The organism is Niallia endozanthoxylica (assembly GCF_008710145.1).
GTDB lineage: Bacteria > Bacillota > Bacilli > Bacillales > Cytobacillaceae > Bacillus_BD > Bacillus_BD endozanthoxylica.
Genome location: NZ_VYKL01000021.1, coordinates 55129 through 81184, shown reverse-complemented (window position 1 = coordinate 81184; position 26056 = coordinate 55129). Strand labels below are relative to the sequence as shown.

General features: G+C 36.6%; 19 protein-coding genes, 2 other RNA genes and 1 pseudogene. 7 read left to right on the top strand and 15 right to left on the bottom strand.

Features of this window, described 5'->3' with window-relative positions:
• Positions 1–71 precede the first annotated feature (71 nt).
• The 3 genes from F4V44_RS27390 (at position 72) to F4V44_RS14380 (ending at position 3438) form a co-directional block, all read left to right on the top strand.
• Positions 72–245: a hypothetical protein gene (locus F4V44_RS27390; RefSeq protein ID WP_191090686.1), complete on the top strand. Its 174-nt coding sequence runs from the start codon at positions 72–74 to the stop codon at positions 243–245.
• A 579-nt stretch (positions 246–824) separates the two neighbouring features.
• Positions 825–2246, top strand: coding sequence for an aldehyde dehydrogenase family protein (locus F4V44_RS14385; RefSeq protein ID WP_150440716.1), 1422 nt, complete (start codon positions 825–827; stop codon positions 2244–2246).
• Between the two features lie 16 nt (positions 2247–2262).
• Entirely contained in the window at positions 2263–3438 is a 1176-nt protein-coding gene (locus tag F4V44_RS14380) for an iron-containing alcohol dehydrogenase (protein ID WP_150440715.1), read from the top strand.
• 234 nt (positions 3439–3672) lie between these two features.
• Here the strand turns inward: F4V44_RS14380 and ffs are convergent.
• Together ffs and rnpB are read right to left on the bottom strand one after the other, a co-directional pair.
• An RNA gene (gene ffs, locus F4V44_RS14375) (signal recognition particle sRNA large type) lies at positions 3673–3939 on the bottom strand.
• Between the two features lie 64 nt (positions 3940–4003).
• An RNA gene (gene rnpB / locus F4V44_RS14370) (RNase P RNA component class B) lies at positions 4004–4383 on the bottom strand.
• A 289-nt stretch (positions 4384–4672) separates the two neighbouring features.
• Here rnpB and F4V44_RS14365 point away from each other — a divergent pair.
• Positions 4673–5071: a (deoxy)nucleoside triphosphate pyrophosphohydrolase gene (locus tag F4V44_RS14365; protein ID WP_150440714.1), complete on the top strand. Its 399-nt coding sequence runs from the start codon at positions 4673–4675 to the stop codon at positions 5069–5071.
• A gap of 18 nt (positions 5072–5089) precedes the next feature.
• On the opposite strand, the gene F4V44_RS14360 is transcribed toward F4V44_RS14365, so the two are convergent.
• From F4V44_RS14360 to F4V44_RS14345, 4 genes are all read right to left on the bottom strand, one after another.
• Positions 5090–7906: a DEAD/DEAH box helicase gene (locus F4V44_RS14360; RefSeq protein WP_150440713.1), complete on the bottom strand. Its 2817-nt coding sequence runs from the start codon at positions 7904–7906 to the stop codon at positions 5090–5092.
• 394 nt (positions 7907–8300) lie between these two features.
• The gene (locus F4V44_RS14355; protein ID WP_150440712.1) at positions 8301–8549 is read right to left on the bottom strand and encodes a DUF3006 domain-containing protein; all 249 of its coding nucleotides are present in this window, start codon (positions 8547–8549) and stop codon (positions 8301–8303) included.
• On the bottom strand, positions 8546–10099 hold the full coding sequence (locus tag F4V44_RS14350; protein WP_150440711.1) for an S-layer homology domain-containing protein: 1554 nt from the start codon (positions 10097–10099) through the stop codon (positions 8546–8548). Before F4V44_RS14350 ends, F4V44_RS14355 begins: the two co-directional genes overlap by 4 nt.
• 366 nt (positions 10100–10465) lie before the next feature.
• Positions 10466–10912, bottom strand: coding sequence for a carboxymuconolactone decarboxylase family protein (locus tag F4V44_RS14345; protein ID WP_150440710.1), 447 nt, complete (start codon positions 10910–10912; stop codon positions 10466–10468).
• A 31-nt stretch (positions 10913–10943) separates the two neighbouring features.
• On the opposite strand from F4V44_RS14345, the pseudogene F4V44_RS27845 reads away from it, so the two are divergent.
• Both F4V44_RS27845 and F4V44_RS14335 read left to right on the top strand, forming a co-directional pair.
• Positions 10944–11182, top strand: a pseudogene (locus tag F4V44_RS27845) (Rrf2 family transcriptional regulator); the annotation flags it as partial.
• A 213-nt stretch (positions 11183–11395) separates the two neighbouring features.
• On the top strand, positions 11396–12127 hold the full coding sequence (locus F4V44_RS14335) for a hypothetical protein (RefSeq protein ID WP_150440709.1): 732 nt from the start codon (positions 11396–11398) through the stop codon (positions 12125–12127).
• Between the two features lie 293 nt (positions 12128–12420).
• On the opposite strand, the gene F4V44_RS14330 is transcribed toward F4V44_RS14335, so the two are convergent.
• The 3 genes from F4V44_RS14330 to F4V44_RS14320 all read right to left on the bottom strand — a co-directional run bounded on the left by F4V44_RS14330 (position 12421) and on the right by F4V44_RS14320 (position 15604).
• Positions 12421–12843 (bottom strand): hypothetical protein, encoded by a 423-nt coding sequence (locus F4V44_RS14330; RefSeq protein ID WP_150440708.1) that lies wholly within the window; start codon positions 12841–12843, stop codon positions 12421–12423.
• Between the two features lie 614 nt (positions 12844–13457).
• Positions 13458–14810 (bottom strand): S-layer homology domain-containing protein, encoded by a 1353-nt coding sequence (locus tag F4V44_RS14325; RefSeq protein ID WP_150440707.1) that lies wholly within the window; start codon positions 14808–14810, stop codon positions 13458–13460.
• 272 nt (positions 14811–15082) lie between these two features.
• A complete protein-coding gene (locus tag F4V44_RS14320) occupies positions 15083–15604 on the bottom strand; it encodes a hypothetical protein (RefSeq protein WP_150440706.1) in 522 nt (173 codons plus the stop codon).
• Positions 15605–15832: 228 nt separating this feature from the next.
• On the opposite strand from F4V44_RS14320, the gene hpaB reads away from it, so the two are divergent.
• Positions 15833–17278 (top strand): 4-hydroxyphenylacetate 3-monooxygenase, oxygenase component, encoded by a 1446-nt coding sequence (gene hpaB / locus F4V44_RS14315; RefSeq protein ID WP_150440705.1) that lies wholly within the window; start codon positions 15833–15835, stop codon positions 17276–17278.
• 243 nt (positions 17279–17521) lie between these two features.
• Here hpaB and F4V44_RS14310 read toward each other — a convergent pair whose 3' ends face one another.
• The 6 genes from F4V44_RS14310 to F4V44_RS14285 all read right to left on the bottom strand — a co-directional run bounded on the left by F4V44_RS14310 (position 17522) and on the right by F4V44_RS14285 (position 26049).
• A complete protein-coding gene (locus F4V44_RS14310) occupies positions 17522–18505 on the bottom strand; it encodes an aldo/keto reductase (RefSeq protein ID WP_150440704.1) in 984 nt (327 codons plus the stop codon).
• Between the two features lie 411 nt (positions 18506–18916).
• Complete coding sequence (locus F4V44_RS14305) at positions 18917–19462, bottom strand: NAD(P)H-dependent oxidoreductase (protein WP_150440703.1); 546 nt, start codon at positions 19460–19462, stop codon at positions 18917–18919.
• A 274-nt stretch (positions 19463–19736) separates the two neighbouring features.
• On the bottom strand, positions 19737–21056 hold the full coding sequence (locus F4V44_RS14300) for an MFS transporter (RefSeq protein ID WP_150440702.1): 1320 nt from the start codon (positions 21054–21056) through the stop codon (positions 19737–19739).
• Positions 21057–21259: 203 nt separating this feature from the next.
• A complete protein-coding gene (locus F4V44_RS14295; RefSeq protein WP_150440701.1) occupies positions 21260–22981 on the bottom strand; it encodes an ATP-binding protein in 1722 nt (573 codons plus the stop codon).
• Positions 22982–24721: 1740 nt separating this feature from the next.
• The gene (locus F4V44_RS14290; RefSeq protein ID WP_150440700.1) at positions 24722–25057 is read right to left on the bottom strand and encodes a L,D-transpeptidase; all 336 of its coding nucleotides are present in this window, start codon (positions 25055–25057) and stop codon (positions 24722–24724) included.
• Between the two features lie 302 nt (positions 25058–25359).
• Entirely contained in the window at positions 25360–26049 is a 690-nt protein-coding gene (locus tag F4V44_RS14285) for a TorD/DmsD family molecular chaperone (RefSeq protein ID WP_150440699.1), read from the bottom strand.
• Between the last annotated feature and the right edge of the window lie 7 nt (positions 26050–26056).

The following is a 26056-nucleotide window of genomic DNA, read 5'->3' as shown; positions in this document are numbered from 1 at the left end:
TATACATACCCATATTATCCTATGTAGAAACACAAAAGACAGACACTTCTAAATGGGAGTTTTCACGAGCTTTGGATAAATGGATGAAACTAGATAAACGTCCGACGGCTATTTGTGCTGGTCGGATTCTCTCGCCCTCCATTTCATTGACGATTGCTACAGAGGAAATGTGTCCATACCGAATGAAGATAAGTATCATTGGGATGGATAATGTGAAAATGAGCTCTCATAGCCCCTTTAAATGAACGACAGTTGGCAGTGTTTCGAAGCAAAATTTAGGGTTTCTGGCAATTCGTGAATGAATTAAAATGATTGAAAATAGGAAAAATTCTTGCTTTAAGATTACTGAATCTGTTAAATTATTAATAGAAAAACAACTAGAAAAATATGAAATAAACAACTATCCGCTAAAATGCATACATAATCATTGCCAATGCAGATTGTTTTTTCGAATTAGAACGAAGAAACAATAGGCTAGGATTTTTCTTTTCCCAAAAATGAATACGTATGCAAAAAAATATACTTAAGTGTATTTTCCGAATCAGCGCTTTGTAAGAGCTTACATTTGGAAAGAGAAAGAAATTTTATAGAATGGAAAAATTGAATGCATAGAAGAATCACCATACATTCCTGCAGGGCCTTTTAACATTCGGTTGCCTTTTGTTCATTACCCTTGTCATCAAGGAGACTTCAAGGGCCTTTGCATTAGGAATTCTTCTATGCATATTCATTTACGGAAAAGACTTTTTCAAAGGAGAATTGATCATGCCTTTGTGAAGGATACAGTAGATCCTACAAAAGAAGAAATGAAAGAGGTAATTTAAATGAAAAAACAATTTTATGTAAATGGTGAATGGAAGTCTTCTGAGAAATATGCAGACCTTTACTCCCCTTATACGAAAGAGATCATTGCCCAGATCCCTCAGGTAACTCGCGAGGAAGTGGATCAAGCCATTGATGACGCGTACAATGCAAGAAATCAAATGGCTGCATTGACCGCGTATGAGAGGGCAGCGATCTTAGAACATCTTGTACAACTATTCATTGAAAATCGTGAAAAAGCAGCTTCTATTATTTCATTAGAAGCGGCAAAGCCAATGAAGTTTGCACTAGGGGAAATTGACCGTACGATCGAAACCTATAAATTTGCAGCTGAGGAGGCTAAGCGCTTAACGGGTGAAATGATACCGATGGATGCCGCGAAAAACGGGGCAAACCGCTTCGGTTATACAGTTGAACAGCCTTTAGGAGTGATTGGAGCGATTACTCCATTCAACTTCCCGCAAAACTTAGTCGCTCATAAAGTGGGACCTGCTATTGCTTCGGGAAATACGATTGTCCTTAAGCCAGCATCACAAACCCCTCTTTCCGCCCTATTCTTAGCTGAGTTAATCGATCAAACAGCACTTCCAAAAGGAGCTTTCAACGTTGTCACTGGAAGCGGCAGAACAGTTGGAGAAGCCATTGTCGAAAGCGATAAAGTGAAAATGATTACCTTTACAGGAAGTCCGTCTGTAGGAATCGGCATTCGTAATAAATCAGGTCTGAAAAAGGTTGCTCTAGAATTAGGTTCAAACGCTGGTTTAATCATTGACAAAAACGTTCATTTATCAGACATCGTTCTAAAATGTGTGACAGGTGCCTTCTCCAATCAAGGCCAAGTATGCATTTCCTTACAACGAATCTATGTAATGGATGAGTTATTCAATGAATTTATTGAGGCATTCACCGCTGCTACAAAGCAATTAGTCATTGGCAGTCCTCTTGAAGAAACAACCGATATTTCTGCCATGATTAATCCTGATGAGCAGGAACGAGCGCTCAGCTGGGTACAAGAAGCTGTAGAGAATGGTGCAGAAATTGTAACGGGCGGCAAAATCGAAAACGGTGTTTTCATGCCAACGATTTTAACAAACGTAGACCCTACACTCAAAGTATCCTGTCAGGAAGTATTTGCTCCAATCGTTGTGGTCAATCGAATTCTCTCCATTGAAGAGGGAATCGCTGCGATTAATGATTCTACTTATGGGCTACAAGCAGGAATTTTCACTAACGATATTAAGACGGCCTTCAAGGCTTCGAAGGAACTTGAAGTAGGCGGTGTCATGATTAACGATATTCCAACTTACCGTGTCGACCAAATGCCTTATGGCGGTGTGAAAGAAAGCGGCACTGGAAAAGAAGGATTAAAATATGCCATTCATGAAATGACGGAAACAAAACTTGTTGTCTGGAACCAAAATTAAAGGAGCGTTTAAAACGATGTCAGAAAAAATCACCTTTACACCCATTAATTTTACCGGTTGGGGTTCTTTATCTCACCTTTTGGATGAAGTTCATCGCTTTCATGTGAAAAAAATTCTTGTGATTACGGACCCGGTTTTAAAAGATATTGGATTAACAAATCAAGTGGTAGATCCGCTTGAGGAAGCTGGCTACTTAACTGAAATTTATACAGATGTTGTTCCAGAGCCTCCTCTAGCAGTGGGAGAAAAATTGGTTGCCTACACACGTGCCAACGAATTTGATATGGTCATCGGTGTTGGTGGAGGAAGTGCTTTGGATTTATCAAAGCTTGCAGGTGTCTTGGCCTCTCATGAAGGCAAAGTCGAGGACTATCTAAACCTAGCTGGCACCAAGCAAATTATGAAAAAAGGGCTTCCAAAAATCTTAATCCCGACGACATCAGGGACCGGTTCAGAGGTTACAAATATTTCTGTCTTATCCCTTGAAACAACAAAAGATGTTGTGACTCATGACTATCTATTAGCAGATGTTGCCATAGTGGATCCTGCTTTAACGGTTTCATTACCTCCAAAAGTAACCGCCTCTACAGGTATTGATGCACTGACACATGCCGTAGAAGCTTATATATCTAAGAATGCCAGCGTTGTTTCCGATGCATTGGCCCTGCAGGCTATTCGTTTGATCAGTCATTCACTTCGTACGGCTGTATCAAATGGGGAGGACAAACAAGCACGTACCGATATGAGCTATGGAAGCTATCTTGCAGGTCTAGCATTCTTCAATGCTGGGGTTGCTGGTGTTCACGCATTAGCTTATCCACTCGGCGGGCAATTTCATCTTGCACACGGTGATTCAAATGCCGTATTGTTACCTTATGTGATGGGCTATATTCGCAAAAGCTGTGAAAAGAAAATGAAAGATATCTATGATGCAATGGGCTTTAGCTCTACTAATCTTTCACAAGAAGAAGCTTCCTATAGATGTGTAGCAGAATTAAAGCGTTTAGTAGAAGATGTCAACATTCCATCTACCCTAACCGGCTTTGCCATTCCTAGGGATGCACTTGAAAGTTTAACAGAAGATGCTACTAAGCAAACACGGATTTTAGCTCGTAGTCCAATGCCCTTATTAAGAGAGGATATTTATACCATTTATCAAGCTGCATTCGATGGTATCATCGCTGAAAAATAATTGTAGTATTCATTACATTGCGCTGGCGTTAACGCACATGATCACTTAATGTATGTATTTCTCTTGTAGCATTCCAGAAAGCAACACCATCACCATTTCGTTGCTTTCTGGATCAATGTATATCTTATTCGTTTCTATTTTACATCAGCCAAATAGATTCAAAATAAGTAAAAAGGCCGGTACTTCTCATTGTTTAATGAAAACAATGAGAAGTACCGGCCTTCGATATGTAAACCGTGCATCCTATTCTCGACAGGAACAACCAAGCGTTACTTACAAAAGGTAACTCGAACTAGGCTACCCCACGGCACATGGAAAAGTCTACTTATGGCTGCTTCCTTCCGGACCTGACCAGATTCATAGGTTCCCATTGCGCAGGACCCAATTGTCAACGCTCACTTTTGTAAGGCAGACCTTACATGTTCAAACCTCAAATAGGCATTCAACCCCGCTATAGCGGATTGCGGGTACAGGGCACCGCTAACTCCCCGTCTAGCACGGTATGTATATGAAAACCATACCTTATGTTTTTGCAAAACGATGTAGATGATTCGGCTCATGAAATGGCTGTAAGCCAGGTTCTGTTCCTGTGTGCTCAAACGATGCCAATCTTGCACTGACAGGTGTAGTCATCTAACTATCGATCCATTTGACCGATCCATCCTTTGGTTCACTTCCCTAGGAATGGTGCCCCTACCTTAGTTTGGGTTGCTCGCTCGTGGGGTTTACCCCGTTCCATTTCTTCCGTTTCCAGAAGAACTCCGTTACTGTGGCACTTTCAGGATAATTTCAGCATATCCATAAGGACTTAGCTGATTTCTCCGCCGTCAGAGATTACTCTCTGCCCACCTTTACAGATGGCACGAACACTCCGGGCATCTCAGCACCGGGCGAGCCTGGACTTTCCTCAACTCATGTACACATGAGCCGCGACTACTCACCATTTCATGTTTGTTTCGTTCATCACTACGAGAATAACTATAACATACATTCGCTTAAAACTGCACTAGGAGAAGGATTCCAGATATGGAAGGTTTTTAACTCACCAAAAGAAAAGTCCCTGTGACACCCCGAAAAGTCTTGTTCCACAGGAGTCAGAACTCTATAAATAACATAAACCTCCCCCTTGTTTTTGAAACGCGAGAACGAACCGTCCCCGCGTTTCAATTTATAATATTTCACCTCAGAGTTGAAATGATATAATATAGATTTAAGATAAATGTTGGAGGATACTATGAAAAAACTAGTCAAAGTCGTTGCAGCCATTATAGAAAATAATCAAAAGGAAATCTTATGTGCCCTTAGATCACCTGAAATGTCTATTCCAAACAGATGGGAATTTCCTGGTGGCAAGGTAGAAAAAGATGAAGATATCTATTCAGCGCTTGAACGAGAAATTTCCGAAGAATTAGAGTGTAAAATCAAAACAGAATATCAAGTATTTAATGATCATACCCATGAATACGATACTTTTACTGTTAACCTAATTTCTATTAAATGTAGGATTGTAGAAGGTTCTCCTAAAGCTAGCGAACATTCAAAATTAATTTGGCTAAAGAGAGAAAATTTAGAATCACTGCAATGGGCTCCTGCCGATATTCCCGCAGTTGAGCAGCTAATGAATGAAAAATAGTCTTCTCCATTGAGAAGACTATACTTTTTCCGTGAATTCAATATAGAGACTAGCTGGTACCTCATGTTCTAATTCCATTCTAACCGTGATTGGCTTATTCCCTTCAAATTCAACAACATTTCCTTTTCCTATATAAATATACGGTTCCGTTTTCCCATCCATTTCTTTGTACTTTCTGATAAATAAATGTAGATGAACGCCTCTTTGTTTATTAAAAATAATATCTTGACCACGCTCTGATTGTTGAGTGGTACTATTAACTGACTGCCACTGAAATTCACGAGTATTAAAAAATTTATCTTTATAATTAATACTTTCCTTCACATCGGCTTCTTTATGTAAATCCACAAATAAGAAAAACTCTTTACCATTTGTCAATAAACCTGATCCTCTAAACGAAGTATGGATCTTTCGGTAGTTTGATAATAATGCAGCGTCGATCATTTGATATTGCTCATATAATTTAAAATGTGGAACTCCATAATAGGCACGATTAAATTCTTTTTCATATCGGAAAATCCCATAAGAAATTGTATCCTCTATAAATTTACGATAGGTTTCGTTCTCTAACAGATTCGTAAAAAGAGGTGTTTTAACTAATAGGCCATCTTGATACTGACATAACTTTGGCTTGTTTTTCTTTTGAATACTATCATAATAATCTTGATTTAAATATTCGAATGCATGAATCACGCTATCATCATCAACATATTCTACAAATTTCAGTATTTGTTGTTTCGCTTCTTGAAGCGTCACACAATCATGATCGAGTAAATAGCGAATAATCACAAATTCATAAATCCGTTTGATTGGAAGCTTGCTTGATAATTCCTTTATAGCACCTTCAAAATCTTCATTTTGTAATAACTCTTTGAGACTTTGATCTTTTTCTACTTTTGCGACAAATTGTATATATGACTTCTCACGATCAATAAATTTCACTGGATCTGGAGCTCCGTCATATTTTAAATAATCTAATAAGAAGTAAGGAATTCGACCTTGGTTGAGCTGTTTGAATTCATTATATTCTTCCTTTAAATACTTCATGGAGTTAAAATTTTCTTTGTCAATTTGTTCTAATATTCTTTCCTGTGAAATCTTGTCCATCTGAATATGTGTCGCTCCTGGAATATTTGCAAACCCTGTTGCTACCGCGACCTTCAGACTTTCTTTATCATAGTATCTACTTCCGTTAAGCGCTAAAGCAATCAGGAATGTTTTATTATGATTTCCAATGAAATCAAGTACAGTTAAAAAACTCTTTTCTCCAAATTTACGTAAGCCCCTACCTAATTGTTGGATAAATACAATTGGGGAGTTTGTAGGCCTCAACATCAATACTGTATTAACCGAGGGAATATCCACCCCTTCATTAAATATATCTACGGTAAAGATCATGACTAATTCATCTTCGTCATCTTCGAGTTTATGGATATATTTTTCCCGCGTATCTGGTGAATCTTCTCCAGTTAGACAAACACTTTTGTATCCTCTACGATTAAATTCGTCTGTCATATACTGCGCATGTTCAATCCCTGCACAGAAACCAAGGCCCTTTCTTTTTTCACCATCATGACCATAAAAATTCATTTTTTCAATGATAAAATCAACTCGTTCGTTTACTTTCAATCTTCGGGTTATCTCAGCAATATCATCTATGCTTACATCACTTAAATCAACATCATCAATATCCGTTATCCCAAAATAATGGAAAGGAACAACAAGTTCATCATCAAGCGCCTCATGCAATCGGACCTCAAGGGCCACATTATGATCGAATAATTCAAATACATTTTGATTGTCACTTCGTTCCGGAGTAGCTGTCATCCCCAAAGTAAATTCTGGTTCAAAATAATCCAAAACAGATTGATAAGTTGGGCTCGTTGCATGATGAGCTTCATCTATAATCAAATACTCAAATTGATCCTTTTTGAATTCATGAAAGCATTTAGAAACTGTCTGTATCGTCGCAAAAATATAATCTGCATGCTTATCCTTATAATTCCCCGTAAGCAAACCAAATGTTAGCCCTTCATTCGGAAGTAACATTTCAAAGGTTTCTTTTGCCTTTTTCAGGATTTCCTCTCGATGGACAATAAAAAGTAGCTTCTTCGGCTTATAATTTTTTACATCAAAGGCAGACATATAGGTTTTCCCTGTACCGGTGGCTGCGATAACGAGCGCTTTTCTTTCGCCAAAACTTCTTAGCCGCTCCAGATTCTCCATGGCTCTTCTTTGCATCCGATTCGGCACTATATATCGTTTTCTATGTTCATAAATCAGTTGAGTCGTATTTTGAGAATGTTTAAACCCCTTAAGAAACTCTTCATAGCGACTAATAAACTCATCATCCGCCTCTATGCTCCTATTCCAAAGATTCTCGTATTCTTTTAGCACTTCTTTTATAAAATCAGCGTCCTGCTTCGAAACGATTTCAACATTCCATTCAATATTACTTTTTAAAGCACTTTGAGTAATATTAGATGAGCCAATGATTACTTTATAGCTGTCACTATATTCAAAGATATATGCCTTCGTATGAAAGCCAATTTCTTTATCCGTCACAAATACTTTTAATTCAACATTTTGAAATTCTTTTAATTTTTCTAATGCCTTTGCTTCAGTAAAATTTAAATAAGTGGACGTAATAATCTTACCCTGGATACCTTTTTCCTCAGCTTCTTTAATGGAATCTAATAAAAGCTGTAATCCACTAAAGTTAATAAATGCCACACTAAAATAAAATCGCTCACATTCTTTAATTGATCGCATTAATTCATTCAATACGTTTCCCTTATCTGAATTGACAATTAACTTCCTTGCTTTTTCAACCATTGTCCTTCTCCTTGTGATACACGAGGACAGTCCTGCCATTTCATTTTTTTGGAATTTTTCCCATTTATAAAACAGCACGAACCATCCCCTTGTTTCAGTGATTATCAATAGTAAAATGATACCATTATTTTCATTTATTTTGGACTCTTCTAAAACAAAGGGCAGATAATTATTTATTTTAAGAAATATGAACCGTAAGCCAAGGTGACTAGTTTCTCTCAAGAAAACTTGTTTTTTCATCACACGGAATGGATTGTTAGGTTAATCCAATCGTCTTATCATACTATTTTTGACTAAAACGGTTGGACTTATTTGGAAAAGGACAACAAAAAACCTCCAAATGTTTTGATGGAGGTTTTAACGAATATACATCATGCCTGGCACTCTGTTCTTTTTAACGATTCTTTTTTATTAACTTTTCCATAAGAGATGCTGCTTGATTTCTTCTATTCTCAGTCTCAACTATAAGTGGTGTGGAGGAAATTTGATTATTCTCGATTTTGATTAAAAGCACGTCACCTTGATGAATCGGGTGAGTAAACTGATCCTTCTTTACCACTTCTTCCCTTTCCTCATTTTCTGTCAAAAGCAGCTTTACCCATCCGTTTTCAATCGAATCAATAATGTATTTGCCTTCTCTCATTGTTCACAAGCCCACCCATCTTTGTCACGATCCATTTTCGATTGATACGCTGGATGACTGCTATTTACACCATCTGGATAAACCGCTCGTAACTCTGTACAATTGGAAAACCCAGTTTGCACAGGAGGCTGAGGAGATGGTGCGGGCTGCGGCACTGGTTGCGGTACTCGTGATTGGCCAATTTGTACGTCCCATTGTAAAGGATTTGCGTTGATCGAATAACTATTACCAATCGTACTAACCGTTATCGTACCTTGTTCATATGTTGAAAAAATATTTACGTCATACAATATTAAATCATTGACTACTTGGTTATTTGGATGACCATAAGAATTCTCGCCATATGAAAGGATCGCGTCTTCTGGATTTACGGCTTCGATAAAGTCACCACTTGTACCTGTATTAGAACCATGGTGTGACACTTTTAAAATTTCTGCATCAACATCGTAATTCTTCATTAGATTGCTCTCCACTTGTATGCCTGCATCGCCTGTTAGCAGGATATCTGTCAAGCCATACGAGAGCATCATCACAATAGACCCATCATTTAAATCCTCAGAATCGCTATTTACGGCTAATACTTTTGTAGATACATTAGAATCATCTGTCACATTATCACCGATTTGCGGTACAACCAGTTCTAATCCATTGGCATTAATCGTATCCAAATAATCTAGGAACGTTTGAGTTGTATGAAGTTGACCACTATCAATGACCCTTTTCACTCCGTAGTTTTTTATCACATAATCTGCTCCGCCAATATGATCGGCATCTGGATGTGTCGCAATAAACGTATCAATCTTAGTAATATTTTCCGACCTGAGCGCCCTTTCTATCGCATCATCAGAACGCCCGGCATCAACAAGAGCCGTTTTTCCGTTAGGATATTGAATATAGATAGCATCTCCCTGGCCGACATTTAAGAATTTCACAATCATGGCAGGCTTACTTCTAAAAGAGGGTTCTAATGTACGAGCCAAAAAGGCTGAAAATTGTCCTCGAGTCACAGATTGATCTGGACGATACGTTCCATTAGGATAGCCGCTTGCAATTCCGGTAGCCGATACGTTTAAAATAGCCTGATACGCTTGCATATTAGACGAGATATCACGAAAGCTATGTGTTTGACCCATTGTCAGTGTATAAGCTCGATTTAAAAATATGGCCATTTGTCCACGATTGACGGGTTCGTTCGGACGATACGAGCCATCAGGAAAACCTGTTATGATGCCTCTCTCAACCGCTGACCCGATGTAACCTGAGCCTGTTACGTTTGGATTGACATCTGTAAATTGAGTATTTCTCGGTTTACCATCTAATCCTAGTGCTCGGCCAATCATAATAGCGGCTTGAGCCCTTGTCACTGTCTGATCCGTCTTAAAGGACCCATCCGGGAAACCTGTTATAATTTCTTTTGACGAAAGATATAGAACCTCATCATAAAATGTATATTTAGTGGACACATCATGGAACCCTGTTGCTTGCCCCTTAAACGGAGTAAGGAATCCAACAAGGAGAATAATGATTAACAGATTAGTTCGTTTCTTCAAATAATTCTCCCTCCCTAGTTATTCGATGCTATTTTATAACATCCCCATATCCATAAATTATTGACATAATAATATTAAAAACATTTGTGAAAGAGGGAAATGTGATTTAAAGAAGAGTGGGAGAGATAAACCCGTCGCCCCCACCTATCATTATTTTTTAAACAAAGGCTCTGTTAATCGATAATGTTGATTTTTGAGCAAAAGAAAAAGGACCTCATAAGAGTCCTTTTAGTCATTCCTTATTGAACGAATGTTACCCGTTAGTTTAAGTACATTTCTTCACATATCGTTGTTTGGCAAACAAAAATCAATCTACCTTAACATTAGTCCACGTTAGTACAATAAAAATACATATTAAAATTAATATCATTTCGCTAAAGTTGCAATATTTCCCATAGAAATTGAAATCATATTCCAACTATTTATTTGGTTTATTAGAATAACAAGGTCCACATATTCTTTTTCTGTGTAGTGTCTACGTACACGATTATACAATACATCAGGTACACGCTTAGTCGGAATCAATGTCACATGCTCAGTTAACTCTAAAGCTACTTTTTCTGCTTCAGTATAAAATTCACACTCTTTCCAAGCACTAATACAATATAGACGTTGTTCCGTTTCTCCCATTTTTCTAGCATCAGCTGTATGCATGTTAATACAATATGCACACCCATTTATTTGAGAAGCCCGAATTTTTAAAAGTTCACGAAGTTTACGATCTATACCTGTTGTTTTCGTATACTTCTCCATTTCCATCATTATTTTAAGTGCTTCTGGTGCAACATTGTAATAATCAACTCGTTGTTCCAATACAATTACCTCCTTATATTTATTTTCCTTTAAAGGTCCTAAACCTATTTTTCAATGCAAAAATATTAAAGGCAATGGATTGTCTAGAGAAAACTGCTGTTTAGCCCCTCCTATTGCACCATCAATTTAGTTATGCTCTCAGCAGAAGAAAAAATGCGTGATTACTTGCGTAGTAAAACACTGTCATGGTTAAATGAAGAGCTTGATCGTGTCTTACCCAAACAAATACGTGAAGTTACTCAGAAATATTTTTCGAAGAGCAAAATATAAAAATCCTCTCGTAAAATTCCTGTTAATTTAGGAATTTCACGAGAGGATTTTTTTGCTTAGTTCAAGGAAACAGCTCGTTCAATTTTCTTCAATAACTAGCGCCTAGATAGGGAGACTTTGAACAAGAATATTTTGTAATCTTTTTAGGGACTACCTTTTATTTTCGATTATTTGCATATATTGATAAAACCATAAATGAGGGGGGCGATTACCTTGAAACTTCATCTAGATAATGTGTTTTTGGCAGAAGAATTGGAGCAATTCGGCATAGACAGAACAGAACTTCTAATTCGCGTGATGACGGAAAATGTTGAAAGTCCATGGAAGCTGGAAGGAGATTGGTTGATTTTATCACGTACAGCCGTGAAAGAACTATATCCTAATATTAAGCTACCGGGAGATGATGAAGGTTTCATTGACCAAATGTTTGGGTGTAATTGGGAGTATTTTATGCCCCTTAACGCTGCTAAAAAAGAAGGTTTATCTGAGCGAAAAATCCGAAAAACATATGACCGATTGCCCGATGAAGCATGGGGAATTTTCCAATGCCATAACCAAGCAAAACGCTATTTTACAAAGCAAGGTTATGTATACGTGATTACACCGTCATTTGTTCTAGATTTAATTAAAATGGAAATTAATTCGAAGAAGAAGAAAAAGAAATATTGGACTATTTATGACGCAGCCATCGAACAAAACATCAAAATCGAAGAGGTACTCAACCTAATTGAAACGAAGAAAATAAAGTACCATTACGACAAAAAAGGGAAAATTATAATATCACCATGGGAATTTGCAAACCTAAGAAGAAAAAAACTCCAAAAAATGTATGATGAAATTGAGGAAGAAAAAGAAAAGGAAAAACAGGAATTCGAGAGGTGGAAATTAGAACTTGAAGGAAAAGTTATTCCTCTCTTTAGGGATGATAAGTCGACTAACAAATAAGTTGTTATTTCCTTTTTAATAAAAAAACCCAATAATTAAGCTCCTTTTGCATTACATTAGTCCCACCCAAATATTACTTGACCATCCAATTGCTTAAATAACTTTGATCTTACTCTTCCTTAAGGTATATCTCCTTTACTAAAGTTCTTGTAACCTCTCCACCATCCCCCTTTTTCAACATCGCACGCCAACTAACCATCCTAATACAGGATGGTTTTGCATTTTACACTTTCGTTATTAAACCTATAGCTTCTGTTCTTCAATCGAATCGAGAGTTGTATGATTTTGGAAACCTATTTGTCCCAAAGTTTATCCAATTCACGTACTTGATCATACGCTTTTAATAGATATTCGGGTACCAGTGTTCTTCCAAGTTCCCAAGAATTCTCTTCGATTTCTGCTAATAACTGTTCCTTTTCTTCTTCTTTACCATAAATGAGCGTCTTTAAAACTCGTGTATTTTTCCTATATTCTAAATAATATCCGAGCTGATGATAAAGAATAATTTTCACAAAGTTTTCATCTGTTTCTTTAACTTTAAAGTTAATTTTAGCGTTATATCCGTTAATTTGTATGTAGTTAAACTTTATCGCATTTGTCGAAACGTTATAACTCATCGGTGCAGTGAGATTATTGTTGAATTCAACATTAATATTTAGTTTGAGCTCTTGTAATATATTTTTAATGATCTTCTCAATATCCCATGTATAAAGCATTTTTCTATACCCTTCCTAAAAAACATTTTTAACAATCTTAAGAGAACCTTATCTTGATTCAGTTTTTATATCCTCACCATAAAGTTGTCTTAATCTATATTGAAGCATTTTATATTTTAGTAATTTCTAAACGGTTTTTTACATAATATTCTACATATTCCCAAATTATGTAATTCTATTTTTAAGTCTTCCATATGTAACTCTCCAATTGAATTAAACTTAAAATTGTCACGTTGACGTCGTTTTAACATTATAATACGCTGCATACTATAACAAGAGCCATTTATCATAATTAGTTATTGAACTAACCTGCTAGTTTAGTTGAAGAAGAAAATCAACACCGTTCTTTAACAAAAAAGCCTAAAAAGCCTAAACAAAAAAAAGACCATCACAATCTATTAGTAGATCGTAACGGTCTTTTTACCTATTATGAGTAAAGCCATTCACAACAACGGTATAACAAACGTTCGTTACACAACTCCATCGTTTCCTGAATGTTAGATACTGCTTCTTTTGCTAACTCATTATCATGAAACGCTGAGATGGTTCTGCCGTTTCGTTTCAGGGAAAATATTTCCCCTATGAAACGCGAGAACCGTCTCCCTGTTTCATTTCTATTGCAATGAAACGGAAACTTCTATTGGTTTCTTTGGATTTTCGACTATTCCTGTTGGAAGTACTGCTTGTAAATAGATTTCCTCATCGAATGATTGTACATCTGGGTATAGGACTTCTACGATTTCGATTGATTCCCCAGGTTGAAGCGTTAGCTCTCGAATAGCAAGAGTACAATTGGCTGCCGTGGACCATTTGCTTCCTGTTTTGACTGGACCCTCCGCTGTTTCAGTCACTAGTGCGGCTTTCAGCCCCGGATCACATCCAGAACCGCTTGTATATGGGATGGGTTGGCCGCTCGTATTAGTGGCTTTTACTTTTACATACACTTTTTCATCTGATGGGTCGGCCATTAAATCAAATTGTACGCCGTCCTTTTCTACCGACTGCTTCACGGTAAATTCAGGTTTATTGGTATGAAATTTAATGGTAACAGGCTCTGCTAATGACTTCCCTGTTTTTGAAGTAAGACCTTCTTTAATAAATAGCGTATAGGTTTCGTCAAAATCATAGAGAGTCCATAATGGAAGATGAACAATTTTTAAATTATCAATAATCATCGGCTCAAGTAGTTGTATTTGACTATCACTCTCGCGAACTATATAAATATGATCACGAAGATGCTCAAAGCCATACTCATCAAGTTCATAGTTGAATCGAATTATCCATTCATGGTCAATATCTATCTCTGTCACATCGGCCTCTTGATCCCAGCCTGAAACGGATTCGACCATGAAGCCTGGATTGCTTCTAAAGGAAGGCTCTAATGCACGGGCCAAAAAGGCAGAAAAGTGACCTCGCACGACACTAGAATCGGGCTTGTAGGTCGCATCACTATAACCATTTACAATTCCATTCTCATAGGCATTTAAGATTGATGGATAGGCAATCATATTTTCTGAGATATCTGTAAAAATGTTATCAGGATTAGCGTTCTTTAAGGTAAACGCCTTGTCCAAGAAAATAGCCATCTGTGCACGAGTAACCTGTTGATACGGGCGATAGGTGTTATCTGGGAAACCAGAAATAATGCCCCTTTCAACGGCTGATGCAATATAACCGGAACCAGTGACATTGGCAGTCACATCACTGAAGTGCGTATCCTTGGGGTCGCCGTTTAACCCGACAGCGCGGCCAATCATAATGGCTGCCTCTGCCCGCGTAACCCCAGCCTCTGGTTTGAAGCTTCCATCCGAAAATCCTGTAATGACCTGCTTCGAGGCAAGAAACTCCACCTCATCATAGAATGTATAAGCCTTTGACACATCATAAAACCCTGCCGCAAGTCCTGTCGATGGTGCCCATAGACAAAGGACAACTACAAACACTGCCAAACGAATAAATCTTTGCAAAATCTCTCCTCCTTGAATTCCATTGGCCTCAGACACTCTCCATAAAATGGATGACGTCTGGCACCTACTGTCTAATACATTTCTAATTCGACAAATTTCTCTACTTACCTTTTTACAAAATGATGATCAATAAAATATTTTCCCCTCCGCACTCATCTTCTGTATGTTCATTGTCATAAACCAGCCGACAGATGAACCCTCTATATCCCGTGCTATGCCCAACTTGCCGCAACAACAAAAAGCAGCTAAATAGCTGCCTTAAATCAATCCCTTTAATCGTTGTGAAAAACCATCATACATTCATTATTTTCCCCTAACGCCCCATAGTTTTCAAACCCATATCGCTCAAAGTATTGTACGATTTCTTCTGTTTCTGCCCATAAGCAGATAGGAGAATCTAGTTTTTTTGATAAACTAATAACCTTTTGCATCATCTTATATCCTTCTCCTTTTTGCATTGAATGAATGTTTAGGAGTTCTAAAATAAGATGATGACCTTCAAAGAATGGCTGTAACTTCTCATTAGGCCGATTCAATCCAAGCACTATGGCACCTTTTAAATTTTGCTTCAGTAGAATTAATCCATTCCCTTTAGGCAGCAAAGCTAAATAATAGTTGAATTCTGTTTGTTTAGAAACCCATTTCAAATATTGCTTTGCTTTTTCATCTGCCTTTTTATCTTTCTCCAAGGCTGATATTTCAGCTAGTAGCGTTTGCCTCGATTGAGGATGCATGCGCTTGATATTTTCAGTAAAAAGCTCATTCTGCAAATTTTCTATTTCTGATGTGTTCATGTGTTTCTTTCTCCTTTTTAGACTGTTCACTTTTTAAGCATATCTCCAATTTCTTTCTTTTTCTACTCTTATATTAGTATTTTATTTAAAGACTCTGTAAACGTAGCGTATATTGCTCAAATTTATAAAAAGGCTTTTCCATTGTGAACAAGCAGTCAAGTTATCCAATAAAATGTTACTAACTAACCTCGGCATTTATTTGGTATTCACCAAAAGGAGACGGTAGAAATGGGGACTATAAACGGAAGAGATTTTATTGAACGATTAGATAAGCTAGAAAATGAAATTTGGTTTGATGGTGAAAAAATCAAGGGGAAAATCTCGGAACACCCTGCCTTTAAAGGGATTCTTAGGTCAAAGGCTTCTCTTTATGATTTACAAAATGATCCCGTCTTAAAAGATCAGATGACTTACTTTTTACCAGAAAGAGGAGAATATGTTGGGCTCTCCTATTTACAACCAAAGACAAAAGGCGATTTGTGGGAAAGAAGAAGGATGATGGAACACTGGGCGAGATCCACTCACGGATTGATGGGAAGAAGTCCTGACTATATGAACACAGCTGTCATGAGCCTGGCCACTTCCTCCTCCCTACTAAAAGGAAGAGAAAGTTGTTTTCCTGAAAACATTCAATCCCTCTATGAAAGAGCGATTGAACAAGACCTCTCGTTTACACATACCTTTATTGCTCCGCAGGTCAATCGTTCCCAAGATTATTTGGGATCTTCTGAGGAGCCTATCTCAGCAAAGGTTATTGATAGAAATAAAGAAGGAATTGTCATAAAAGGTGCCAGGCTTCTCGCCACTCAAGGGGGATTAACTGATGAAGTATTGGTGATTTCTGCCCCAAGATTATTTTCCGATATGGATGAAGCTTTCGCTTTTTCGATTCCTTCCAACACGAAAGGATTAAAATTTATTTGCAGACAATCTTTTGTTGGAGGAGAGTCTTCTTTTAATCATCCCCTTAGCTCTAGATATGAAGAAATCGATTCCGTTGTCGTCTTTGACAATGTATTAGTACCATGGGATCGAGTATTTTTTTACGATAATGTTGAGGTAGCTGCCGACTTTATGAATACTAGCTCATTTTACCCCTTTGCATACCATCAAGTAATCACCAGACAAATTGTAAAAGCAGAATTTATTTTAGGGGTTGCCGAGCTTCTAGTCGAAACGATTAATGTTAGTGAGTATCAACATATACAAGAAAAACTTTCCGAAATAATCATTGGTCTTGAAACCTTGAAGGCTCTGTTGGAGAAATCAGAAAATGATGCTGAAATCGATGAGTTTGGATGTATGCGTCCCAGCATGATACCTTTGCAGGTTGCTAGTAACCTATCTCCCAGAATTTTTCCCCGCTTTAGCGAAATTATCCAACTCATCGGTGCCAGTGGTATGGTTTCTTTACCTACTGAAAAAGACTTTAGTTCTGATATAAGGGCTGATTTAGACAAGTATCTTCAAGGGGCAAATACGAATGCTGAGGATCGGGTAAAAATTTTTCGTTTGGCGTGGGATCTTACGATGAGTTCATTTGGTACAAGACAAACCCATTATGAAAGATACTTCTTCGGTGATCCTGTTAGATTATCTAATGTTTTATATAAAAAATATTTAAAAGACAAACATGTTGAAAATATTAGTAAATTATTAAATCTAAAATATTAAAAGGTTCAGAGGTCCAAAGGGACAGGTTCAATGTCCCAGTTGCTGAACTTTCACTTAGTAAATAAACCCATACGAGAATTTATGAGATGCAGTTAATTTTGTGCATCAAAAAACAGTCCCATCCAAAAATGGATGGTGCCTGTCACTCCGTTAGACCTTACGTACTTTTTGCTATCATTGAGAATTTCCAGCCGTTCAAAGACACATAGAAAAGACGTGTGACTTGCACACGTCAAGAAAACGTTATTTCCACTTTGATAAAAGCATTTCAGCACGGTCTGTGGCTGGTGCAGGAGTAATAGAAAGGGATGAAATTTCATTGCGCCATTCCGGTGTCATCTCTACATCAACGGCAGCAAGTGAATAATCAAGCTGCTCTACATTCCTTGCCCCAATAATCGGAGCTGTTATTGCTGGATTGGACATAACCCATGCAACAGCAAGCGTTGCTGGATGAATGCCCTGTTCAGAAGCATAGGCTGTAAATCGGTCGGCTACAACATAATTCATTTCATCTGCATAACGATCCGTATATCTTTTTTCTTGAACGATTCGGCCTTCCTCAGGACGTTTATTCACCCCATATTTTCCTGTAAGCAGCCCAGCACCTAACGGACTATATGGAATGACTCCCATTTGTTCGGATAGAGCAAGAGGTAATATCTCGACTTCAGCTTGACGTTTAACCAAGTTATACATCGGCTGGATTAATTCAAAACGAGCAAGCTGCTCTTTTGCTGAAATCCCTAAAGCTTTGGCTATTTGCCAGGCAGCCCAGTTGCTTACTGCAGGATAAAGGATTTTTCCTTGTGACTGAAGATCATCAAGAGCACGCAACGTTTCTTCTATTGGTGTATTCTCATCAAACATATGTACAAAGTAAAAATCAATGCGGTCTGTTTTTAAACGCCGTAAGCTGTTCTCCACTTCAAGCATAATATGACGGCGGGACAGTCCTCTAGCATTAATATCTCTACCCCTTGGAAAATAGACTTTAGAAGTGAGTATGATTTCATCCCTGCAATCAGCGATACATTCCCCTAAAATTTCTTCGGCACGTCCATCGCTATATACATTTGCCGTATCGAAAAAGTTAATACCTGCTTCACGACAGCGCTTAAACATGGCTTTTGATGTTTCTTCATCAGCATTTCCACCAAATGACATCGTCCCAAAACATAAATTTGAAACCTGAATCCCTGTCTTCCCTACTGTACGATAGTTCATGATGGTCCTCCTTGTCTATTGATAACAGCTATGTAATTTAATTATAAAATTCAGAACCTTACAACTTTTTAACATAAAATATGTCATTTATCAAATATTTGGCTTATGCGCCCGGCAGAAAATACACGGGCGTCTAAAGGGACAGGTTTTCCCTCTATAAATAAATGATTGACATTATCATTACAAAAAAATGAGGGAAAGAAATAGACAAGTGTGCCAAAAACCTTCCTTCTAATTTTATCTGCATCAATGGGTGATTCCTATCAACTTATTGTTGCCATGTCCTTGGCGAAAAAGAAAAGCCGAGAGCACTCTTGATTAAAATCATGATTGCTCTCGGCTTTTTTATAAAACAAACGCCCTCCATTACCCGAATCGTACTTTCGATAACTCTGTCATTTCTGCCTTTCATCAATTGAAAACGCCTTTAGATAGTACATGATTAATATGGTCCATGTATAATGGAAAACTCTTTTCAATATCTTCATGTGTGCTGTTATTCAGACCATAAAAAACAAAGGAAGGCAAAAATTTCATTCCAACTAAGTTACTCATAGCTTGAAATGGCTTTGTTAACTCATCTAAGGAAAAATGATTCTTTCCGCCAGCTTTATAGGCAGTCATTGCACTTCCAGTTGAAATGGCTAACATAAATGATTTTCCATTTAGTTTTGTTCCATTACTTCCATAAGCCCATCCATATGTTAAAACTTCATCCTGCCACTTCTTTAAAAGCGGAGGACTGCTATACCAATAGAAAGGGAACTGAAAGATAATGGTGTCATGCATTTCAACTAATTTTTGTTCGCGTTTTACATCTATCTCTTCGCTTGGATAAACTTTATATAGCTCGTGTATCGTAATATTTGCTTCCTTACCCAACTCTTCAACCCATTTTTTGTTTATTCGAGAATTTTCTATATCCGGATGTGCAACAATGACTAATATTCTTCTCATTCTTTCAGGCTCCTTTGATGATATATTTTATTCATGTTTGAATTTCGTTTAAGAATAAAAACCAGAAGTACCTCTTAATCTAAGTTTTCACATTTGATTTCAATGAACGCATTGCACGTTCCTCTCCTAGTTCACTGCCTACGTCAAATTTACCTGATCAAAGTGTAAATGAAGGTACCGATTTAGATAATCGTCCACTGCGATTTCCAATAATTAAAAACGCAATTCTTATTAGCCTGTTCATTAGTGTAACTGAATGGATTAGTAGAGGTTTTTATTTTTTAGTTAGAAGAATTACTAACACACTTATTAGAGAGAGAATAGCAATTAAGATATATACATGTGTATATCCATTTGAAGTTAAAGCGATGAGCATACCAGCAATTGCAGGTCCCATAGTCGAACCCATTGAACGTGCTAAACTTAAATAACCAATAGCAGAACCTGTTTCATTCGGTTTTACATTTTGAATCATGATCACATTTAATGGTGCCCCAATTATGATACCAATTCCAAAACCGATTAAAGTAATAGCAAGGATGATGATTACTAAATGTTGGAAAACGGAAATCATTATTGCACTTACTAAGGTGAGAAAGAAACCTATAGCAATGGATTTTTTTGCACCAATATTTTGCACTAAGTAGCCTCCTGCCATCGATGCAGCCATTGATGCAAGAGCTAGCGGTGTAACACTTAATGCTGAATAACTCTTATTAAGAGAAAATTGTGTTTCAATCATGAATGGCAATAAATTGATCGTACTTGCCATAATAAAACCCGATAGCAATGAAAGGATTAAAATAATGAATGTATTTTTATTTTTGAAATAATCGATATTTAATACGGGATCCATCGTCCGTTTTTCATGCTTTATAAAAAATGGCACCAATCCAACCCCGATTAATATTAACCAAACATTCTTTAATGTAATTCCTAACATGACTGTAAAAATTATGACTACCAGCATGAGCATTCCGTAATAATCAATTGGTTTATTTACAATCTGCTGATTAATTTTTAGAGGAGCCATAAAAAGTAATACTAAAATAGAAATCGGTACATTAATTAAGAAAATCCATTGCCATTCAATATTTCCAATAATTAATCCTCCAACAATTGGACCTAAGATTGTACCCAATCCAAAAACTACACCAATCATTCCTAACATTTTGGCTCGTGTTGCTTCAGGAAAACTTACTGCAATGAAAGCAGCAACAATGGGGAATATACCACCCGTACCTATCGCTTGAACTATTCTTCCCAAAAGAAAACTAATAAAGTTAGGAGAAAAAGCTGAAATTAAAGATCCTAGACAAAATAAAGCAATTCCAATCATAAAAATCTTCTTTCTACCAAAACGATCAGACATTTTCCCCATCAAAGGAATGCTGACTGAAAAGAACAATGTATATATTGTGAAACTCCATACTCCCCACGATGTTGCAATACCAAAAAATCGATTGATGGAACTAAATGCCGGTCCTACTATACCGTGATCTAAAGCACCCATAAATATTCCAGTTAAAAATAAGGTTAAAGCAACATTTTTCGAGATATCAGGATTTCTCTTACCCGCTAATGCCATATCCATATTAACGCCTCATTTCTAATTTTTTAAATCACATTTATTTTATACCATACCCCCCTATCCTATGTAAAGGGATAAATATGTAAAATATTTATATTTTTCTTAAAAGGGCGTTAATTTCACCATCCCTTATCCTGCATTATTACAAAATATACAAAAATAAGGTGACAGGCACCATCCAAAATTGGATGTGCTGTCACCTTAACTTACTTGATGTGATTTTTTTGGTTCGCATGAATCGGCAAACAAATTTCTACCTCTGTTCCCTGACCTACCTGACTGGAATAGCGAATCGTTGCGTGGTGTTCCGCTAAAATTTTATTACTGACCGTTAAACCCAGTCCTGTTCCTTTTTCTTTCATCGAATAAAAAGGTTCTCCAAGATGTTTGATTCTTTCGTCATCGATGCCACATCCGTCATCTTTTATTATGACTTTAACGAAATCATCTTTCGTTTTACTTAGGATAATTTCAATCTTTTTCGCTTCAGCTTCAATCGAATTTTTTATCATATTGATGAATACCTGTTTTAAACTATTGCGGTCAAAATCAATTTCTGGAATAGGGTCCAACGTTTTGATGAACATATCTATCCCATTCATGTTCGATTGAGGTGTTAATAAAGTCGTAACAGACTGCATGACTTCTTCAATATTCCCTTTGACCATACGTAAATTTTGTGGTTTGGCTAGTACAAGAAGTTCACCAACAATTTGATTGATTCGATCCATTTCCTCTAACATCACTTGATAATAGAATGAATGGGTTTTGTCGTCGGATTGTAATAATTGGATAAATCCTCGTATAGACGTTAATGGATTTCGAATTTCATGTGCAACGCTGGCAGCCAACTGGCCGATAACCGATAATTTTTCTGCATTGTGCAACATTTTTTCCGTTTCTTTTATTTTGGTAACATCTCTACCATATATAAATGTTCCCATCACCTTTCCGTTGATGATCATAGGAAATAGGGTTGCGTGAATATCGAGAATGGTTCCATCCTTCGTTTTTATTTGAATCTCTTTCCTGGTAGTTAAACCTTTACGAGTTTGTTCAATTCCTTCTTCTATGATGCTGCAACTTTCCTCAAGTAAAAGAGTAGAAGGTTCTACATCAATAAAATCAGACTGACTATACCCAGTGATGGTCTCAAATTGGGAATTAGATTCCATAAAATGACCTTTCTCATCTAAAATATAGATATAGTCAGGAGTGTTATCAGCTAGAGATTTGTATTTCTGTTGGCTTTCGACATACTCTTTCTCAATGACTTTTTGCAAAATGATGTAAGCAATAATAGAAGAAAGTAAAATAATCAGGAAGCTTACTACTATGATCACCTGTTTTACTTTGAAGAGAATATGTTCTACATATTGTAAGGAAAAATCAACACCTATAAATCCATAGACTTTACCTGTTTCATCGTCTTTTATCGGGGTAAAACCAGAAATAATAGGGCCCCATCTTTTATCTCCGATGACTTCTTTTGTGTATACAGGAACTTCATTATTGTATGTTTTTATTTTTAGATCAGACATTCCTTCTTTTACACCTAATACGATACCATCTGCGTCTATGATATAAACAATTTCATCATCCGATACTCTTTTTTCTGTGTATATATACGTTGCTCCTGTTTGCTTTTTTAATCTTTCAAAAAGTTTTTGCATTTTATTATAGTAAACCTGATCATAGGATCCTTCTTTGTATTCTTTGGCATCGTACAATTTTTTGTATGAATCCAGATTCTGCTCAATAAATTCTGCAATGGTCAGCGAAGTATTAGCCGCATTTTTTCCAATTTCATTATTAACCACATCTTTTAAGTGGCCATATAGGGAGAAAGCAGGGATGGTTACGGCAATCGTAATCACTATAACTAAAAGGATTAAAATATACTTTTTTTTCCTAACATGTGTGTTCAAACAAATCACAATCCTTCTTGTTGACTTATCTCTTTTGTTTAGGGGAAATCTTTTTATTCTTCCAAAACGATAATTATACGTCAATATATAATACTATACTAGTATAACGTGGCTTTTATTTAAAAAGATAATTCGAAAATCTCCAACAAGAAAAGATACGACTTATACTTTGAGACAACAAAACCTTATCCCATCTAAACAAAATCAGCTGGGTTTCTAGCGTTTTTATATGTGTATGAAGGTGGAAAGTCATAACTCGCCCTTGCTCCACAAGCAATTGTTGCTTGAAAAAGAAAAGTCCCTCTGACGCCCCATAATAATAGAAGAAATCGGTTTTGACGTTATATTCGCCCAACTATTTGAAAGACCGACATGCTTAGAGAGTGAAAATGGATTAAGAAATTGGATTGAAATGTTTGGGAGCAGTCTATTTGAAGGAATACCAGAAACCTCCAAAAATCAAATCATCACTCTTGTGGGACAAAGATTAAATCCCACTTTATATAATCAAGAATCTAAAAGTTAGGTAGCCGATTATAAAAGAATCCGTATGATTGGAATGAAAAAATAATACAAAAAATGAAAAAGCACCCTCCAGAAATGATGTGACCCCGAAAAGTTAGATGTTAGCTCTACCTTTTCGGGGTGCAATACCATTCATATTGCCCTCATACATTGGACATACTTTTTATATAAATTTGAATTGAACAAAGGAGGGGAACTGTGTTTAAAAGGAGGAATAACAGTAACAAATTTTATTATTTAGGACTTATTTTTTTACATAGCGTTTTGTTGTTGTATGTTTTTTATAAAAAGAATAACAAAAGAGAGATTTTCCTCACATTTTTATCACTAATGGGATTAACTTATCATTTTGAATATCCAATATATATTTTGAAAGGATATAAATATAAAACAAACATTCTAAAAAACAAAGATCAGGATAATGCATTTGGCTCGGTTTTGTCTCAAGGTTTATTTGTTCCTTCCGCTGCCATTTTTATTTCAACCTTTAAGTTCGGATGGAGCATCAAGTTATTGTTTACTATTTATTTTGCATTCATTGAAAGATGTTTTTTAAAGTTACATATCTACAAAAATAATTGGTGGCGTACAACCTATACATCCATTCTAATTTTCACTTTCTTTTTTATAAGTGATGTTTTGTATAAAGGTATTAAGAACGGGAACAAGTTCATTTTAAAACTGACTTTAAACAATGTGATTCACGTAACTTATATGAATGTGTTATTTGTACTTTCTGTGTTTAAAAAGTTCAAATATCAACCTGTATCCTTTACTACACAACCTTGGTTTTATCACTATGCATTTGTAAAGATATACACCGTTATTGAGACCGTTATAACCACTTATTTTTTGGAACAGAAGAAAAGGTGGAAAAATATTCTACCCATTATAATCACTTTAATCAGTGATTCTTTTTTTCATAAAATAAAAATCTTAAAAGTAAAAGGAAGCTATTGGGCCTATCTTTTTCAAGCAAGAATTGTCCCTTATATAATGGCATTCCTGATTAAAAAGTGGATTAAAAGGTACGAATAAAATCACTTGCCCTTTAGAAAGATGTTCCTTTTCAAAACGGTTGCAAGAGTTCAGTTAATGCTGTCATTATGGCAGCTTTCTTTATGCTAACAGGGAAGTTTAGTTGAACAAGTAGCTCCGGGTTACTATTGCCTATTAAACATAAACTATGCAGTAAATGGTACGAGATTAATAGAGTCATTTATGAATAACAACCTTAGTACCAATTGGAACTCTAGACGATAATTCTAGAACATCATGATTAAACATTCTAATACATCCATGTGAGACATTCTTACCGATTGAAGCTGGGTTATTTGTTCCGTGTATACCGTAGTGAGGTTTTGACAATCCCATCCAAAGCACGCCAAATCGTGCAGGTGGATGAATTTGTTTATTGACGATCGTGTATGTCCCAGAAGGTGTTGGCGACAACATTTTCCCAACCGCAATTGGGTAAGTTTTTATAAGTTTGTTTCCATCAAAAAGCTTTAATTGATGTTTTGATGTGGATACGTTAATCCATTTCACCATCAAGAACAACTCCTTTATTAAATATCGTATGAAGTAACCCAGACAGTTGTTAATTAAGAGAAATTAATGGAACAGTTAATGAGAAAGAAAGCAAAACTGCTTAATGAACATTTCGATAAAAATGCGCAATAAAAAGAGAGAGGGCTTGTTCAACTATGATGTGACCCCGAAAAGTTAGATTTCAACGCTAACTTTTCGGATGCAATACAGAACCTTCCCCGCGCTCCCGTGTTTTAAGACGAGAAAAGACCCAAGTGAATAATCAACACTTGGGTCTTGGCTCAGTCGCGTTAGCCATTTTTTTATTTTTCAAGGAGTTCTTCTTTTCCTTCATATTCCGCAAGAAACTCTTCTAATAGTTCCTTGTCCCACAGAAGGGTGCCCCAAATCATTTTAATGAATCCACTGTAAAAGCCTAAGCTGCTACTACTTTTTGCATCTTCATACAATTGAGGAATCCAAGAGAGTAAATGTTCATCCATAAAGGCAAGCTGATTTTTCGTGATGTTTACTTGACTTTGTATGTCTTCATTATGCACTTGTTCTGTTAGAACGGTTAAATACAGCAGCTCGAGACCTAAGTGATCTTCAGGCTGTCGTCCGCTATGCTTACTTTCTAAGCCTTGTTTATTTAGTAAGTCTTTCATCACATAGGCAGTCGTTCCAAAGAACAGTTTCTTCCTTGTATTGTAAAACGATTCCCAAGGCGGCGCTTTCGGTACACCGGGTCCTATAAAAAGATCTGTGTACTCTACATTCACTTTTTCAATGGAATGTATGATATCTTGTTCATCCAATGTAGATGTACAGTTGACTAACTGCTCAAGACCTGACTTAATTTGTTCATTTGCCGCTTCTAAAGGAAATTGACGCCAAAATGGCTCCGTAACAACCTCTTTGTTTTCCTCTTGTACAGGCTCTAGCAAATGGTTTGCGAAAAAGCTGTATAATTGTTCTCGGAAGCTCCATACTTCAGACCAAGTTTGTGTCATCCTAACC